Origin of the sequence: Phenylobacterium sp., from assembly GCF_036563385.1 — a bacterium.
GTDB lineage: Bacteria > Pseudomonadota > Alphaproteobacteria > Caulobacterales > Caulobacteraceae > Phenylobacterium.
The window spans coordinates 101136-117647 of record NZ_DATCML010000015.1; the positions used below are offsets into that span (position 1 = coordinate 101136).

At 72.5% G+C, this 16512-nt stretch carries 15 protein-coding genes; 6 read left to right on the forward strand and 9 right to left on the reverse strand.

Going from position 1 to position 16512, the window contains the following annotated elements:
- Positions 1 to 322: 322 nt before the first annotated feature.
- From VIL67_RS15500 to VIL67_RS15515, 4 genes are all read right to left on the reverse strand, one after another.
- Positions 323 to 1672, reverse strand: coding sequence for an ATP-binding protein (locus VIL67_RS15500; RefSeq protein ID WP_332049812.1), 1350 nt, complete (start codon positions 1670 to 1672; stop codon positions 323 to 325).
- 97 nt (positions 1673 to 1769) lie between these two features.
- Positions 1770 to 2513, reverse strand: coding sequence for a response regulator (locus VIL67_RS15505; RefSeq protein ID WP_332049813.1), 744 nt, complete (start codon positions 2511 to 2513; stop codon positions 1770 to 1772).
- A 40-nt stretch (positions 2514 to 2553) separates the two neighbouring features.
- On the reverse strand, positions 2554 to 3234 hold the full coding sequence (locus tag VIL67_RS15510; protein ID WP_332049814.1) for an MBL fold metallo-hydrolase: 681 nt from the start codon (positions 3232 to 3234) through the stop codon (positions 2554 to 2556).
- Positions 3235 to 3324: 90 nt separating this feature from the next.
- On the reverse strand, positions 3325 to 4905 hold the full coding sequence (locus tag VIL67_RS15515; protein WP_332049815.1) for an amino acid permease: 1581 nt from the start codon (positions 4903 to 4905) through the stop codon (positions 3325 to 3327).
- Positions 4906 to 5039: 134 nt separating this feature from the next.
- On the opposite strand from VIL67_RS15515, the gene hrpB reads away from it, so the two are divergent.
- Positions 5040 to 7475, forward strand: a complete 2436-nt coding sequence (gene hrpB, locus VIL67_RS15520; RefSeq protein WP_332049816.1) for an ATP-dependent helicase HrpB — start codon at positions 5040 to 5042, stop codon at positions 7473 to 7475.
- On the opposite strand, the gene VIL67_RS15525 is transcribed toward hrpB, so the two are convergent.
- The 4 genes from VIL67_RS15525 to VIL67_RS15540 all read right to left on the reverse strand — a co-directional run bounded on the left by VIL67_RS15525 (position 7472) and on the right by VIL67_RS15540 (position 10722).
- Positions 7472 to 7942 carry a carboxymuconolactone decarboxylase family protein gene (locus VIL67_RS15525; protein WP_332049817.1) on the reverse strand — a complete coding sequence of 157 codons (471 nt, stop codon included), beginning with the start codon at positions 7940 to 7942 and terminating at the stop codon, positions 7472 to 7474. The two genes, hrpB and VIL67_RS15525, sit on opposite strands and share 4 nt — an antisense overlap.
- A gap of 121 nt (positions 7943 to 8063) precedes the next feature.
- The gene (locus tag VIL67_RS15530) at positions 8064 to 8942 is read right to left on the reverse strand and encodes a tetratricopeptide repeat protein (RefSeq protein ID WP_332049818.1); all 879 of its coding nucleotides are present in this window, start codon (positions 8940 to 8942) and stop codon (positions 8064 to 8066) included.
- A 74-nt stretch (positions 8943 to 9016) separates the two neighbouring features.
- Complete coding sequence (locus VIL67_RS15535; RefSeq protein ID WP_332049819.1) at positions 9017 to 9808, reverse strand: TrmH family RNA methyltransferase; 792 nt, start codon at positions 9806 to 9808, stop codon at positions 9017 to 9019.
- A complete protein-coding gene (locus tag VIL67_RS15540) occupies positions 9805 to 10722 on the reverse strand; it encodes a class I SAM-dependent methyltransferase (RefSeq protein ID WP_332049820.1) in 918 nt (305 codons plus the stop codon). The genes VIL67_RS15535 and VIL67_RS15540 overlap by 4 nt, the downstream gene beginning before the upstream one ends.
- A 138-nt stretch (positions 10723 to 10860) precedes the next feature.
- Between VIL67_RS15540 and VIL67_RS15545 the strand changes: the two genes are divergently transcribed.
- From VIL67_RS15545 to VIL67_RS15565, 5 genes are read left to right on the forward strand one after another with little or no spacing between them, the layout of a single operon-like run.
- Positions 10861 to 11493 carry a TetR/AcrR family transcriptional regulator gene (locus VIL67_RS15545; protein ID WP_332049821.1) on the forward strand — a complete coding sequence of 211 codons (633 nt, stop codon included), beginning with the start codon at positions 10861 to 10863 and terminating at the stop codon, positions 11491 to 11493.
- A gap of 11 nt (positions 11494 to 11504) precedes the next feature.
- Positions 11505 to 12284 (forward strand): ABC transporter substrate-binding protein, encoded by a 780-nt coding sequence (locus VIL67_RS15550; protein WP_332049822.1) that lies wholly within the window; start codon positions 11505 to 11507, stop codon positions 12282 to 12284.
- The gene (locus VIL67_RS15555; RefSeq protein WP_332049823.1) at positions 12281 to 13267 is read left to right on the forward strand and encodes a FecCD family ABC transporter permease; all 987 of its coding nucleotides are present in this window, start codon (positions 12281 to 12283) and stop codon (positions 13265 to 13267) included. Before VIL67_RS15550 ends, VIL67_RS15555 begins: the two co-directional genes overlap by 4 nt.
- Entirely contained in the window at positions 13264 to 14025 is a 762-nt protein-coding gene (locus VIL67_RS15560) for an ABC transporter ATP-binding protein (protein WP_332049824.1), read from the forward strand. Before VIL67_RS15555 ends, VIL67_RS15560 begins: the two co-directional genes overlap by 4 nt.
- Entirely contained in the window at positions 14022 to 14396 is a 375-nt protein-coding gene (locus VIL67_RS15565) for a hypothetical protein (protein WP_332049825.1), read from the forward strand. The genes VIL67_RS15560 and VIL67_RS15565 overlap by 4 nt, the downstream gene beginning before the upstream one ends.
- Here the strand turns inward: VIL67_RS15565 and VIL67_RS15570 are convergent.
- On the reverse strand, positions 14393 to 16471 hold the full coding sequence (locus VIL67_RS15570; RefSeq protein ID WP_332049826.1) for a lytic transglycosylase domain-containing protein: 2079 nt from the start codon (positions 16469 to 16471) through the stop codon (positions 14393 to 14395). The two genes, VIL67_RS15565 and VIL67_RS15570, sit on opposite strands and share 4 nt — an antisense overlap.
- Positions 16472 to 16512 lie beyond the last annotated feature (41 nt).

Consider the following 16512-nt stretch of genomic DNA (forward strand, 5'->3'; position numbering starts at 1 on the left):
TACTGCTCTCCTCAATCGGGCGACGACAGGGGTAGGTCGAGCGAGGCGCCCCCGGGGGCGGGCGGTTGCTCCCGCGTCCCGGCTTCCTCGGGCGACGTGCCGTCCGCACGCCCGAGATCCGGCTGAGGGTTGTCTTCGTGTCGCTTTTCCAGCTCGGACATTGACGTCTCGCCTTGGTTTGCGGTCAGGCTAACCATCGAGGCGCAGCAGAGGTTGCGTTCCCAAACAATGCTTTTCTAGGAAACCATCGCGCGTGCTGGCGCAGGGCGCGCAACGCGCGCGTGTCCGCCGGCTTAACAAATGCAGGGGGCGACGCGGCCGCTCAGACCGGCAGGGAGACCCGCGCCGTCAGCCCGCCGCCGGCCCTGTTGGCCAGCGCCACGTCGCCGCCGTGCCCGCGGGCGATGGAGCGCACCACCGCCAGGCCAAGGCCGATGCCTCCGGTCTGCCGGCTGCGCGACGGCTCGCGCCGGTAGAAGGGCTCGAAGACCCGCTCCTGCTCGGCGGCAGGTATGCCCGGGCCGTCGTCGTCGATCTCCACCACGGCGTTGGCGCCCTCCCGGAAGACCCGGGCGCGGGCGCGGCCGCCGAACTTCACGGCGTTCTCCAGCAGGTTGGAGAACAGCCGCCGCAGGGCCATGGGGTCGCCTTCCAGCACCACCTTCTCGCCGAACTCGACCTCGGTCGTGGCTCCGGTCTCGGCCATCTCGTCGCACAGGCTCTCGAGCAGGGAGGAGAGCTCCAGCGGCGTGCGTTCTCCGGGGCGAGTGGTGTCGCGCACGAAGGTCAGGGCCGCGGACACCATGGCTTCCATCTGGTCGATGTCGGCGCTGATCTTCGCCTTCTGCTCGTCGTCCGGCAGGGTCTCGATGCGGAAGCGCAGGCGGGTCAGGGGGGTTCGCAGGTCATGGGCGATGGCCCCCACCATGGCCGTGCGGTCGTCGACGTAGCGCCGCAGCCGCTCCTGCATGTCGTTGAAGGCGCGGGCGGCGACGGCGATCTCGGCCGAGCCTCGCACCGCCAGCGGCGGCGCCTGCGGGTCCCGCCCCAGCCGCTCGGCGGCGTCGGCGAACAGGCGGATCGGCGCCGACAGCCTGCGGGCGAAGACATAGGCCACCGGCGCCATCGCCAGGGCCGACAGCACGAACCACAGGGCGATCCGCTGCTGCCAGGGACTGAGGCCGAAGCCGCGCACCGGGCGCACCACCGCCCAGCGGCCGTCGTCCTGGGCGATGGCCACCTGGAAGGGATCGACCAGGAAGGCCTCGTCGCGCGAGCCGCCCTGGCGGGCAAGCCGGTCGCGCAGGATGCGGCCCACCCGGCGGTCGGAAAACGGCCCGCGGTCGCCGGCGATGATGATCCGCGTCACCGGCACGTTCAGCTCCTCCGAGAGCTTCAACCGGATCTCGGGCGCGGTGCGGCCTTCCATGGCCGGGCCGGGGGGCTCGTTGAGGAGCACCCGCTCCAGCGGCCGCCGCTCGGTGATGGTCGGCGCATGGCCGCGGTAGGTCGCGACGATCTCGGACAGGCGGTAGAAGTCGGGCGTCGGCGGCGGCAGGTTGAAGATCAGCAGCAGGCTGATCACTTGGGCGGCCACCAGGGTCAGGCCGGTGAGCGTCAGCAGCTGGCCGAACAGCGAGGCCGTCGGCCGCACCCGGCTGAACCGGCTCATCCGGCTGCGCTCCTGGCGGAGCTACGCAGGACAGGTCCGGCTGCGCACCCGCGCGCCCGAGCCCCCCCTCCGAAGCTCGCCTGCGAGCGAAGGAGGGTCATCCCCGCTTCACCTTCGAGGTGAACATGTAGCCTTCGTTGCGGATGGTGCGGATCAGGTCCTGGCCGCCGCCGTCGTCGAGCTTGCGGCGAAGCCGGCTGATCTGCACGTCGATCGCCCGGTCGAAGGCGTCGCTGTCCGGCCCACGGGCGTACTCCAGCAGCTGGTCGCGGGTCAGCACCCGCTGCGGGCGCTCCACGAACGCGCGCAGCAGGCTGAACTCGCCCGAGGACAGGTTGACCACCACGCCCTGCGGCGAGCGCAGCTCGCGCCGCACCAGGTCGAGCCGCCAGCCGGCGAACTCGCAGCCGGCGCCGATCTCGGCGCCGGCGGTGCGCTGCTCGGCGCGGCGCAGCACGGCCCGCACGCGAGCCAGAAGCTCGCGAGGATTGCAGGGCTTGGCCAGGTAGTCGTCGGCCCCAAGCTCAAGGCCGACGATCCGGTCGGTGTCCTCGCCCATGGCGGACAGCATGATGATCGGCGGCGCGCCGTCGGCGGTGGTCAGCCGGCGGCAGATCGCCAGGCCGTCCTCGCCCGGCAGCATGACGTCGAGCACGATCAGGTCGACCGGGCCGCGCTCCAGCGCCTGCTCCATCTCCCGCGCGTCGCCGGCGGTGTCCACCTTGTAGCCGTGGCGGCCGAGGAAGTCCGACACCACGTCGCGGATGCCGGGATCGTCGTCGACCATCAGGATCCGGGCGCCGGCCTGACTCATGTCTTGCTGCATCTCCATGGCCGGCATTGTCGAAGCCGGCCGTGACTGTCGGATTTCCCGGCTGAAATCACGATTCCGCCAGCACCGCGTCGGCGACGAAGGGGTTGGTCCGCCGCTCCTGGCCGAAGGTCGACATGGGGCCGTGGCCGGGGACGAAGCGGACATCGTCGCCCAGCGGCCAGAGCCTGGTGGTGATCGCCCGGATCAGGTCGGCGTGGTTGCCGCGCGGAAAGTCGGTGCGCCCGATGGAGCCCTGGAACAGCACGTCGCCCACCTGGGCGAACCGGGCCTCCCGGTGGAAGAAGATCACGTGGCCGGGCGTGTGCCCCGGGCAGTGATAGACCTCGAACTCGGTCTCGCCCAAGGTCACCCGGTCGCCGTCCTCCAGCCAGCGGTCCGGCGTGAAGCTGCGCGCCTCGGGCATGCCCCAGCGCGCGCCGGAGGCCTCCATGTCGTCGATCCAGAAGGCGTCGTCGCGGTGCGGACCCTCGATCGGGGCGCCCGTGGCCTCCTTCAGCGCAGCCGTCCCGCCGGCGTGGTCGAGATGGCCGTGGGTGATCCAGATCTTCTCGAGGGTGAGGCCATAGTGGGCCAGCGCCTCCAGCAGGCGCGGGACCTCGCCGCCCGGATCGATGACGGCGGCCTTCTTCGTCCTGGAGCACCAGACGATGGTGCAGTTCTGCTGCAGCGGCGTGACCGGCGCGAGGACGGCGCGGATCGGCGGCTCGGGAGGCGTCGTGGCGTTCATGTCGCCCCTATGATCGGGATTCAGCCGCCAAAATGAAAGGGCGGAGCCGAGGCCCCGCCCTTCCGGTGTGCGCGCCGTGAGGGGCTTGGCCTAGGCCTTGCCGTCCTCGATCCCGCGCAGGAGGGCCTGCTCGGGGCCGGTGCCGGCGTCCTGGTCCGCATCGATCTGCGGCAGGCCGCGGCCGAGGCGGGAGTTCCGGTAGCCGTAGAAGATGTAGAGCGCCGCCCCGATGGCGAAGTAGCTGCCCAGCAGGATGGCCGGGATCGGGTCGCCGGAGGCGGCCTTGGCGAAGATGTCGAGCACCAGGGGCGCGATCATCACCAGGGCGAAGACGATGCCCAGGACCGGGGTCAGGACCCCGAGCGGCGCGCGGAACGGCCGCTCCAGGTCGGGGCGGTTCTTCCGCAGCCACAGCACGCTGATGCAGACGATGGCGAAGGCGGTCGCGGTGCCCAGGCTGACCAGGTCGCCGAGGATCTGGATCGGCAGCATGGAGGCGGCGAAGGCGATGATCAGGCCAAGCGCGATCGTGCCGATCCAGGGCGTCCGGAACTTCGGGTGCAGCACCGAGAAGAACCGCGGCAGCAGCCCGTCCTTGGCCATGGCGAAGAAGATGCGGGTCTGGCCGTAGGTCAGGATCAGCATCACCGAGGTGAGGCCGGCCACCGCGCCCACTTTGATCAGCAGCGAGAACCACTGCATGTGCATGGCGTCGACCGCGAGGGCGATCGGCGCGGCCACGCCGAGTTGCTTGTAGGGAACCACGCCGGTGAGCACCGCGGCGACCAGCATGTAGATGATGGTGCAGACCACCAGCGAGCCCAGCACGCCGATCGGGATGTCGCGCTGCGGGTTCTTGGCTTCCGCCGCAGCGGTGGAGACCGCCTCGAAGCCCACGTAGGCGAAGAAGATCACCGAGGCGGCGCGGAAGATCCCCGGCAGGCCGTAGGTGAAGCCGCCCTCGTTCGGCGGGATGAACGGGGTCCAGTTGTCGAGGTTGATGAACGCGACGCCCATGCCGATGAACAGCAGCAGCACGCCCACCTTGATGAAGACGATGACGTTGTTGACCGTCGCCGACTCCGAGATGCCGATGACCAGCAGGACGGTGATGGCCAGGATGCCGGCCGCGCCGAGCAGGTTGAAGCTGCCGCCGCTCTCGAAGGTGAAGCCGCCCTGCGGCAGCTGCACCGCGCGGACGAACGAGGTCGTGAACTCCGGCGGGATGACCAGGCCGAAGTCCTTGAGCAGGGAGACCACGTTGCCCGACCAGCCGGCGGCGACCGTGGCGGCCGCGACCCCGTATTCCAGGACCAGCAGCCAGCCCATCACCCAGGCGATGACCTCGCCGAGCGTGGTGTAGGAGTAGGTGTAGGCCGAGCCCGCCACCGGCATGGTGGAGGCGAGCTCCGCATAGCAGAGGCCGGCGAACACGCAGGCGAAGAACGCGACGACGAAGGACAGGATCACGGCCGGGCCGGCGAAGTTCGCCGCCGCGTTACCGGTCATCACATAGATCCCCGCGCCGATGATGCAGCCGATGCCCAGCAGCACCAGGTTCCAGGCGCCGAGCGTCCGCTTCAGGCCGCTGGTGTGAGATTCGCGCTGAACCTGTTCGATCGATTTCCGGATGAAGAGCCTGTTCCCGCTTGGTGCGGTGTCTACGCTCATGTGGTCGTTCCCCCTGGGCCCGGAGCTAGGACACGGGCCGGTTGACTGTTGGCGCGGACGTTAGAGAGCGCCGTCCCTCTAGGCAACGCCTCGCGCGTGACCTGTCCCCGAACCCCGGCTATGGCGGGCAGAATATGCTCCCCGTCCACCAGATCCTGCCTGAACTGAAGTCGACACTGCGTACGCGCACGGCAGCGGTGCTCGTCGCCCCGCCCGGCGCGGGCAAGACCACGGTGGTTCCGCTCGAGCTGCTGGGGGAAACCTGGGCGGCGGGCGGCAAGATCATCGTGCTGGAGCCGCGCCGGCTCGCCGCCCGGGCCGCCGCCGAGCGCATGGCCCGCACCCTGGGCGAACCGGTGGGCCAGACCGTCGGCTTCCGGATGCGGATGCAGTCGAAGGTCTCGGCGGCCACCCGCATCGAGGTGGTCACCGAAGGCGTCTTCACCCGCATGCTGCTGGCCGACCCGGAGCTGCCGGGCGTCAGCGCGGTCATCTTCGACGAGTTCCACGAACGCAGCCTCGACGCCGACCTGGGCCTGGCGCTGGCCCGTGACACCCAGGGCGTCCTGCGCGACGACCTGCGCCTGCTGGTGATGTCGGCGACCCTCGACGGCGCCGCGGTCGCCCGGCTGCTGGGCGACGCCCCGGTGGTGGAGAGCCAGGGCCGCGCCTTTCCCGTCGAGACCCGCTACCTCGGCCGCGACGAGCGCCTGCGCCTCGAGGACCGTGTCGTGCGTGCGGTGGAGAAGGCGCTGGCCGAGGAGACGGGTTCGCTGCTGGTCTTCCTGCCGGGGCAGGGCGAGATCCTGCGCACGGCCGAGCGGCTGGCTGAACGCATACGCCGCCCGGAGGTGGAGATCGCCCCGTTGTTCGGCGCCCTCGATCCTCGGGACCAGGACAGGGCGATCAGTCCGTCGCCCGCCGGAAAGCGAAAAGTGGTGCTCGCCACCTCCATCGCCGAGACCAGCCTGACGATCGAAGGCGTGCGGGTGGTGATCGACGGCGGCCTCGCCCGCGTGCCGCGGTTCGACCCCTCCAGCGGCCTGACCCGCCTGGCCACCGTGCGCGTCAGCCGCGCGGCCGCGGACCAGCGCCGCGGCCGCGCCGGCCGAACGGAGCCGGGCGTCTGCTATCGGCTCTGGGACGAGGCCGAGACCCGGGCGCTGCCGGCCTACGCGGATCCGGAGATCCTTGACGCCGACCTCTCAGGCCTCGCCCTCGACCTGGCCCGCTGGGGCGCGAAGGACGCGGCCGGGCTGGCCTTCCTCGACCCGCCGCCGGCGGCGGCGTTCAACGAAGCCCGCAGCCTGCTGACGCGGCTGGAGGCGCTGACGCCGGACGGCGTGCTCACCCCGCACGGCGAGGCGCTGTCCCACGTGCCGCTGCCGCCGCGCCTGGCGCACATGGTGCTCAGGGCGGCCGAAACCGGCCAGGCGGGCCGCGCCGCCCGGATCGCGGCCCTGATCACCGAGCGCGGTCTGGGCGGCCGGGACGCCGATCTCCGCCACCGGCTGGAGTCCTTCGAGCGCGACCGCTCGCCTCGGGCCCGCGACGCCCGGGCGCTGGCCGACCGCTGGGCCGGCCTGGCCGGCAAGCCGGGCGGGGGAGAGCCCCTGTCCGACGGCCTGCTGCTCGGCTTCGCCTATCCCGAGCGGATCGCCAGACAGCGCGGGCCTCAGGGCGAATTCCAGTTGGCCAGCGGCCGCGGCGCCTTCCTGGAGCCGACCGACGCGCTGGCCCGCGAGACCTGGCTGGCGGTGGCCGAGCTGGGCGGCGGCGAGCGCCGGGACCGCATCCTGCTCGCCGCCCCGCTGGACGAGCCCGAGCTGCTGGCGGCCTTTGAGGGCCAGCTGGTGACCGAAGACCGGCTGGAGGAGAGCGGCGGCGGCCGCCTGCGCGCCAAGCGCCTGACCCGGCTCGGCCGCCTCGTGGTTCGCGAGCAGGTGGACGACAACCCCGATCCGGTCCTGATCGCCGGCGCCCTGGCCGACCGGGTCCGCGCCGAGGGCCCGAAGATCCTGCCCTGGGGCGCGGCGGCCGCCTCGCTGCGCGAGCGCGCGGCCTTCCTCCGCGCCCGCGACGACGCCTGGCCTGACCTTTCGGACGAGGCGCTGGCGGCCCGGCTCGACGAATGGCTTGTCCCGCTGCTCGCCGGCGTCCGCCGGCTCTCGGACCTGAAGCCGGACGTGCTCGACGGCGCGCTCCGCACCCTGATCCCGTGGGACCTGCAGCGTCGCCTCGAGGCTGAGGCGCCCGCCCGCTGGACAGCGCCGACCGGCAACAGCTTCGCCATCGACTACGGCGCCGAGGGCGGCCCCAAGGTCGAGGTCCGGGTGCAGGAGGTCTACGGCCTGGCCGAGCATCCGACTGTCGGCGGCGTCGCCCTGACGCTCAGCCTGCTCTCGCCCGCGCACCGGCCCATCCAGACGACCAAGGACCTGCCGGGCTTCTGGAGGGGCTCCTGGAAGGACGTCCGCAGCGACATGCGCGGCCGTTATCCCAGGCACGTCTGGCCGGAGGACCCCGCCGCCGCTGATCCGACGACGCGGGCGAAGCCGCGCGGGACCTAGGCGGCCTCGGCCGTCCGAGGCGCCCTGTCGCGCGGGTGCTGGCTGCGGAAGCCGATGGCGATCCGGTTCCAGGCGTTGATCGTGGTGATGAGCAGGGTCAGCGCGACGATCTCTTCCTCGCTGAAGTGCGCCTTCAGCGGCTCGTAGTCGGCGTCCGGGGCCGCGGTTTCGGCGATCCGCGTCAACGCTTCGGTCCAGGCCAGCGCCGCGCGCTCCTTGTCGGTGTAGAGCCGCGACTCCCGCCAGGCGCTCAGCAGGTAGAGCCGCGCCTCGCTCTCGCCAGCTTCACGGGCGTCGTGGGTGTGCATGTGCAGGCAGTAGGCGCAGCCGTTGATCTGCGAGGCGCGCGTCTTCACCAGCTCGATCAGCGAATGCGCCAGGCCCGAGCCGTGGATGTAGGCCTCCAGCGCGAGCATCGGCTCCATGGCCTTGGGGGCGACGGCGTGGGGATTGAGGCGGGTGTGCATGGGGCGGCTCCGGCGTTCTAGACACCTCCAGGACGGGCCGCGCCTGCCCGGTGTGACATCGCCCGCCGGCTGTTCGTCGATGCGTCCCGGCGATGGAGACGATCCCGAGCCGCCGCGCGCGTCAGCGGTAGCCGTCGGCCACCTGGACCTTGTACGTGGCTTCCACCCATTGGGAGACCTTCGGGTCGATCGACAGCGCCTTGTCCCGATCGGGCCGCCCGGCGGCGGGATTGCCGCGGATCGCCGGGATCAGGCTGCGGCCGAAGAAGGCGGCGGCGTTGCGAGGATCCTTGGCGATCGCCGCGTCAAAGTCGGTTCTGGCCTCATCCAGGCGGTTGCTGACCAGGCTCATGAAACCGTGGTCGAGGCGGACCGCCAGGTCGTCGCCGTTCAGCGCCACGGCGCGGTCGCAGGCCTCCGGCTGGGCCGGGTTCAACCGGCCCCGCAGGGTGGCGGCGCAGAGCCAGGCCTGGGTGTGGAAGTCTCCCGTGGCGGTGGAGGCCTTCACGGCGTCGGGCGGGCTCTGCACCTCGCGCTGGGCGACCTGCCAGCCGGCGAAGACGCGGCCTTGCGAGGCCTTGCCGCAAGCGGCGCCGGCCTCGACCTCGGAAGGCTCCATCGGCCTGCCCATGCGTCCGGTGTTGATGGTCTCCTGACGTAGCAGCTTGCCGGCCGCGTCGTAGTAGGCGGCGGTCTCGGCGGTGGTGCGACCCGCGGCGCAGTCGATGGTCTCGCGCTTCAGGACCATGGCCGACTTCCCGTCGAGGCCGGTGGCCGTGGAGCCGATCAGCAGCACCGTGGCCTGTGCCGCGCCGTCTCCGGTCTTCAGGTCGTCCAGCGCGAGGAAGCGGCTTTCGCTGACCCCGGAGGCGAGCAGTTGAACCCGGCCGGTGGGGAGCGGGGGCGGGGCCTCCGCCTCGGCAGCCTGCTCGCCGCATCCGGCCAGTCCCGCCGCCAGCGCCGTCACGACCGCCAGCGCTGCAAGCTCCGTCCGTCCCATCCGGCTTGTCCTTCCCGTCCCTGGCGCTCGCCCGCCTTGAGCTTAACCTTCGAGGGCGGCGCCGGTGCCCGGCCTCAGGCCGTGGCCGCGTAGATCATCACGCCGGTGGCCACCGACAGGTTCAGGCTGTCGGCGCGGCCGCGCATGGGGATCTTCACGTTCAGGTCGGGCAGGGCGGCCATCTCGGGCGTCAGCCCCTGCTGCTCGTTGCCCATGAGGATCAGCGCCGGCTTCCGGTATTGCGCCTCGGCGTGAGTGGCGGTCGCCGTGAGCAGGGTGCCGACCACGGACCCAGGCCAGCCCGGCCGCCAGGCGGCGAACTCGGCCTCGCTGACGCGGGCGAGCGGCACGGCGAAGATCGAGCCCATGGTCGCGCGCACGGCTTCGACGGAGTACGGGTCGCAGCACTCGCCCACCAGGATCACCGCTCCGCAACCGGCGGCGTCCGCCGTGCGCACGATCGTCCCCAGGTTGCCAGGGTCGCGCACCCGGTGCAGGGCCACCACGCATTGCGCCGGCCCGGGCCGCACCGTCTCCAGCGGGTGGAACACCTGCGGGAAGACGCCGACCACCGCCTGCGGGTTCTCGCGCCGGGAGACTTTGGCCAGGATGTCCTGGGTCACCTCGATGACCTCGCCGCGCGCGGCCAGGGTGGCCTGCACCGCCTTCTTCATCATCGGGTGAGCGGCGGCGTCCGGCCCGTGCATGAGGATCTTCGGGGCGTGGCCGGTGTCGATCCCCTCGATGACGTTCTTCAGCCCCTCGGCGACAAACAGCCCGGTCTCGTCGCGGGCCTTGCGCATGTGCAGGGCGCGGACGGCCTTCACCGTCGGGTTCTGCAGGGAGCTGATTGTCCGCGCGCTCACGACGCCGCCGTTCCCGAGGCCCAACGGGCGTAGAAGCTCATGCCGATGGCGCGCTCGCCGCCGTCCTGCTCGAGGGCCAGCTCGCCCCATTCGATCGACCCGCCGCGGCCTTTCAGCGTGTGGGCGAGCAGGCCGGCCAGGGCCGCCCCGCTGATCCGCTCCGCATAGGCGTTGAGAATCAGGAACTGGGCGTTGTCCGAGAGGAGTTCGGCGCAGAGGCCGGCCAGCTCGGGCAGGTCCTCGAACAGCCGCCAGACCTCGCCGGTGGGGCCGCGGCCGTACTTGGGCGGATCGAGGATGATCCCGTCGTACCTGGAGCCGCGGCGCACCTCGCGGGCCACGTACTTGCGGGCATCCTCGGTGATCCAGCGGATCGGCCGGTCGGCCAGGCCCGATAGCTCGGCGTTCTCGCGCGCCAGGGCCACCGCCTTCTTCGACGCGTCCACGTGCGTCACATGCGCGCCCGCCGCGGCCATCACCAGGCTCGCCACGCCGGTGTAGCCGAACAGGTTCAGCACCTTGGGCTGGCCCGCCTGCCGCACGCGGGCGTCGAGCCACGCCCAGTTGGCGGCCTGCTCGGGAAAGAAGGCCAGGTGGCGGAAGGCGGTGAAGCGGCCCTTGAACCGCACGTCCCCGTAAGCCAGCGGCCAGGTCTCCGCGGGCTTGCCGCGGAACCGCCAGCGGCCGGCGTCCTCGTCGTCGTGGGTCGGGTCGAACACGGCGTCGGCCGCATCCCAGGCGGCGGCGGGCAGGCGGGGGCTCCAGAGGCACTGCGGCTCGGGCCGCACCACGGTGTAGGGGCCGTAGCGTTCAAGCTTCCGGCCGCCGCCTGAGTCCACCAGGGCGTAATCGGCCCAGCCCCGCGTGCGCATGACACCGGGCGCGTCGGCCACGACGGGATCGCGTGCGCTCATGGGCCGCGGCCTTACGCGGAATGCGCCGTCCGCGTCCAGTCCGCCGCATTCCCTGAGCAAGCTCAAGGCGTTCGCGCACTTGTCACGGCCAGTGATTTGGGGTCCGCTACGCGTAACAAGAGTACTGGGGGAAACGCTTTGTCTGCTGCCACGACCGCGCGCCGTTCGGCGCGCAAGGCCAAGGGCGACGGCCATCTGCGGCGCGCCGAGATCCTCGAGGCCGCCGAACGCATCTTCATCGCCGAGGGCTACGAGGGCGCGACCATCCGCCGGATCGCCGACGAGGTCGGCGTCTCCTCGACCGCCCTCTACATGCACTTCCCCGACAAGGGCTGCATCCTGCTGGAGATCTGCGAGCGCACGCTGCGCCAGCTGCTCGAGCGCAACAACGAGATCGCCGCCAAGCCGCTCGACCCGGTGGTCCGGGTGAAGATGATGCTCGAGGGCTACATGCGCTGGGGCCTGGAGCATCCCAACGCCTATCAGCTTGTCTATTCGGCGCCGCGTCCGGTATCGGCGGGGACCTGGCCCGAGGACACGGTCGACCTATCCACCCAATGCTACCAGAGCTTCGCCAAGGTGGTCCGCGAGATCGCCGCCTCCGGGCGGCTGCGCACGGGCACGGCCGACTCGGCCGCCCAGGCGCTGTGGATGTCGTGCCATGGCGTCGTGGCCCTGCTGGCGTCGCGGCCGCGGTTCGGCTGGTGCGAGGCGGGCGAGCTGATCCAGGTGACCCTCGACGGGCTGCTGAACGGCCTCGTGGTCGACTGATCCTGGCCGCCGTGGCGCTGGCGCTCTGCGCCGCGCCGGCCGCCCGCGCGGCCCCACGCGTGCTGGCCTTCGACCAGTGCGCTGACCAGTACGTGCTGGGTCTGAGCCCGCGCGAGGCCATCGTCGGCCTCTCCACCCGCGCCGACGACCGCGACTCGCGCCTGCGCCGCTACGCCGCGGGCCTGCCGCGGCGGCGGGCGGACCTGGAGACCGTGCTCTCCCTCCGCCCCGACGTGGTGGTCCGCTACTGGGGCGGGGACCCCCGCCTGCTGGCGGCCCTGGAGAGGCGCGGCGTCCGCGTGGTCACCATCGGCGAGGCGAGCGATTTCGCCGGCGTGCGCCGCAATGTCCGTGCGGTCGCCGCTGCGCTCGGCCAGCCGGCGCGCGGCGAGGCCCTCGTGCGCCAGATGGACGCCCGGCTTTCCCGCGCCGCAGGCGCCTGGAGCGGCCGCAGCGCGCTCTATCTCACGCCCAGCGGCGTCACCGCCGGGCCGGGCACCCTGGTTCACGCCATTCTCACGGCGACCGGCCTGCGCAACGCGGAGACCCGCGCCGGCTACCAGACCGTGTCGCTGGAACGCCTGACGCTCGCGCCGCCGAACGCGGTGGTGCTCGGCTTCTTCGACAGCGTGCAGGCCTCCGGCGACGCCTGGGGACCGGGCCGCCATCGCGTGCTGAAGCGGGTCGCGGCCGAGCGCGCCGTCGCCAGCCTGCCCGGGTCCATGCTCGGCTGCCCCGACTGGGGTGCGGCGGAAGCTGTCGAACTGCTGGTCCGGAGCGCGCCCCGATGAGGCCGATGGCGCTCAACCTCGGGCTCGTCGCCGGCCTGCTGGCGCTCATGGCCGCCGGGCTGCTGCTTGGGGAGACCCAGCTCACCGCCGCCCAGTTCGCCGAGGCGCTCTCCGACCCCGCCTCGGGACCGCACGAGGTGCTGTTCGCCATCCGCCTGCCGCGCACCGTCTGCGCCGCGGTGGTCGGCGCCGCGCTCGGCCTGTCGGGCGCCGTGCTGCAGGGCCTGCTGCGCAACCCCCTGGCCGACCCCGGCGTGCTGGGGGTGGCCGGCGGGGCCGGCCTGGGCGCGGCCCTCGCCATCGCCCTCGGGCTCGCCGCCGTGCCCGGCGGGGTGGAGCTCGCCGCCCTGGCCGCCGCCCTGCTGGTCGGCCTGCTGCTCACCGCCGTGGCCGCGCGCTTCCGCGAGCCCGAGACCCTGATCCTGTTCGGCGTGGCGCTGTCGGCCTTCTGCGGGGCCTTGACCTCGCTGGTCTTCAACCTGGCTCCGTCGCCGGTCACCCTGGCCGAGGTGTTCGCCTGGCTGCTCGGCTCGGTGCAGAACCGCGACTGGGAAGACATCGGCCGCGCGCTGGTCCCCATGGCGGTCGGCGCCGGCCTCTGCCTCTACGCAGCCCGCGGGCTGGTGATGCTGACCCTGGGCGAGGAGACCGCCGCGCTGTCCGGCCTGCCCATGCAGCGGCTGCGGACCGCGGCGGTCGCCGGCGCCTCGCTCCTCACCGGCGCGGCCGTCGCCGTCGCCGGGATCGTCGGCTTCGTGGGCCTGGCCGCTCCGCACCTGGTCCGCGCCGGCGCGGGCTCGGATCCCGGGCGAGTGCTGGCGCCCTCGGCCCTGGCCGGCGCGGCCCTGCTGGTGGCCGCCGACCTCGCCGCCCGGCTGATCCCCACGGACCTCGAGCTGAAGCTGGGCGTGGTGACCGCCCTGTTCGGCGGCCCGCTGTTCGCCCTGATCGCCTGGCGCGCCGCCCGGAGCTGGCGCGGATGACGCCCGCACTGCGCCTCCAGGACGCCGTGGTTCGCCGCGGCGCTCGCACCGTCCTTGACGGCGTGGGCCTTGCCGTGGCGCCGGGAGAGCTGGTCGGCGTCGTGGGCGGGAACGGCGCCGGCAAGACCACTCTGCTGCGGGCGGCCCTGGGACTGGCTCGCCTTCATAGCGGAGTCGCGGAGCTCGGCGGTGACCCTGTGGGGAGCCTCTCGGAGATGAAGCGCGCCGCGCGCGCCGCCTACCTCCCGCAGGACCGCCGGGTCGGCTGGAACCTGCCCGCCTGGCGGGTGGCGAGCCTCGGCGCTTACCAGCGGCCCCCGAAGGCCGCCCGCGACCTGGCCTACGCGGCGCTCGGCCGGGTCGGCCTGCAGGGCCTGGAGACCCGCGGGGTGTTGGAGATGTCCGGCGGCGAGCGGGCCCGGGCGCTGCTGGCCCGGCTCCTGGTGGCCGGCGCGCCGCTGCTGGTGGCCGACGAGCCGGCGGCCGGCCTCGATCCCGACGCCCAGCTGCTGGCGCTCGAGCTGTTTCGCGAAGAGTCGGCGCGCGGGGCCGCCGTGGTCCTTACCCTGCACGACCTCGGCCTCGCCGCCCGGGCCTGTGATCGTCTTGTGGTGCTGCACGAGGGCCGGGTGGTCGCTGACGCTCCCCCGGCGCAGGCGCTGAGCGCCGACGTGCTCGCCCGCGCCTTTGATCTCGACGGGCGCTTGGAAGCGTCGCCTTACGGGCCGGTTCTGGCGGCGGGGAGGGCGGCGAAATGAGATTTGCGCGCTGGGTGTTCACCGGGGCGGGCCTGTTTGGCCTGCTGATGATCACGCCGCTGTTCTTCCTGGAGGGGCGCATGGCGGCGCTGAGCGGCGCGCCGCTCAGCAACCCCGAGCACTACTACGGCTTCCTCGCCGTCACCTTCGCCTGGCAGCTCGTCTACCTGGTGATCGGTCGAAACCCGGCGCCCTATCGCCCGATCATGCTGCTGGGCGCGCTCGGCAAGACGATGTTCGTCGGCCTGAGCGCCTGGCTGACCTTCTCCGGGCGGCTCGACCCGCAAGTCGCCCTGCTGGCCAGCCCCGACCTCCTGCTGGCGGCGCTCTTCGTCGTGGCCTGGTGGCGGACCCGCGGACAGCCGTCCTAGCGGGCGCTGGTCACCACCGTGCTGGCCGGCGCGGGATAGCCGTAGCCGCCGCGGCGTAGGTCATTCGACAGCGTGATCGGCACGGCGCCGCCGTGCAGCTTGGCCCGGTAGACCTGCATGCCTTCCAGCACCCGCATCACGTAGTTGCGGGTCTCGGAGAACGGGATGCACTCGATGAAGTCCAACGGGTCGCCCGTGCCGCCCCGCGGGTCCCCGCAGAAGGCGGTCCACTGCGTGGGCCGTCCGGGGCCTGCGTTGTAGCCGGCGGTCGCCATGATGTACGAGCCCGAGAACTGGCCGATCAGCTGGCCGAGGAAGCTCGAGCCGAGGCGCATGTTGTACTCCGGCTCGTCCAGCATGCCGGGCGAGTAGGAGACGCCCATCCGCCGGGCGACGATCTGCGCCGTGGCCGGCATCAGCTGCATCATGCCGCGCGCGCCGACGCCGGAGCGGACCAGCGGGTCGAAGCCGCTCTCCTGGCGGGTGATCCCCAACACCAGCGCCGGCTCGGGCGCATTGGCCACCTGGGGCGGGGTCCGGAAGGGATAGCCGCGGTCGGCGAGGATCATGCCGCGCTGCGCGGCGCCGCGGACCACCTTCATCGAGGTGTCCTGGTCGCCATAGCCGCGCACCAGGTCCACCAGCAGCGCCTGGTCCTCCAGGGTCGGCAGGGTGTCGTCCAGGGACAGCGCGAAGGTGCGGAACAGGTCGCGATAGCCCTGGTCATAGAACAGCCGCATGGCCTGGACCGTGTCGCGACCCTCGAACCGGGCGCGATGAGCCGAGGTCAGGGTGGGATCCTTCGGCAGCACCAGTTGCTGGCCAAGCTTCTCGCCGGCCAGCTGGCCATAGAAGGTGGTGTAGTACTGCGCGCCCTGGGCGTAGTGCTCCTGGGCGGCGGCGTGGTCGCCCTTGGCCTCGGCCGCCCGGCCCAGCCAGTAGAAGGCCCGACCGCGGGTGATCGGCGAGGCGCCGATCCGCTCGATGGCGGCGAAGTGCCTGGCGGCCCGATCCGGGTCCTTCAGCTTCGATAGCGCGATCCAGCCGGCGTAGAACTCCGCATCGGTGGCGTCGCTGCCGCTGGTCAGGCCGCTGTTGGCGACAGCCGCATAGGCGGCGTTGGCGTCGCCGTTGCGCAGGGCGGTCAGCACCAGCCGGCGCCGCTCGTCCCAGACCTTGTCCGCCTGCTCGTCAGTGACGACCTCGCGTGGGAAGTTGACGAGGTGCTGGGCGGCCAGGGTGTCCAGTCCGCCGCGGCGCAGGAAGCTCGCCCGCTCGACCGCCACGCCGGGGCTGGTCGCCAGGTGCGGCGGCAGGGCGTTGACCAGGTCCGTGGCGTTGCCGGCGCCCGAGCGGAGGGCGATGCGCGCCATGGCGGCCTGCTGCTGGTCCGCCGGCAGCAGGGCGACGATCTCGCGGGTGGCGGGGCCTTGCGGCCCGTACAGCAGGATGTCGGCCCGGCGCACGTGGTCGTCGATGGTCAGCAGGTCGCCGAAGCGAGCCAGCATGCTGCGCTGGGCGTCCGCCTCGAAGCTCTTGTCACGCCACCAGCGCCGGATCAGCGCCTGGGCCTCGGCCGTCTTGCCCTGCACGCGCCAGGCCGAGGCCAGCGCCATGGCGCCCTCGGCGGTCGTGGGCTCGCGGCCGCCGAACCACTCGACCACCTGGTGGGTCGACTTGCCCGAGGTCTCGATCAGCCGCTCGGCAGCCTGCAGGCGGCGGGTCTCGCGCGGCCAGCCGGCCAGCTCGCGCCGCGCGTTGTCGGCCTCGAAGAAGCTGACCGATGTGGCGTTGGCGTCCACCAGCGCCCACAGGGCCGCCTTCTTCGCCACCCCGTTCTGGATGGCGGCCATGGCGGTACGCGCGCCGGTCACGTCGGCGCGGCGGGCCGAATCGACCGCGCGCCGGAAATTCGCGGCGTCGGCGTCGGACAGCGGGCGGCGCACCGTCTGGTGCTGGGTGACCGGCGCGGGGGCCTCGGCGGGCGCCTGCTGCAGCAGCAAATCCCCAACGGGATCCGTGCTTTGCGCCCGGGCCAACGTGCCGGCCAGCAGGACCACGCTCGACAGGAGCAACGCTTTACGAACCTTGGCGTGCAACTCTCGCCCCCCGACTG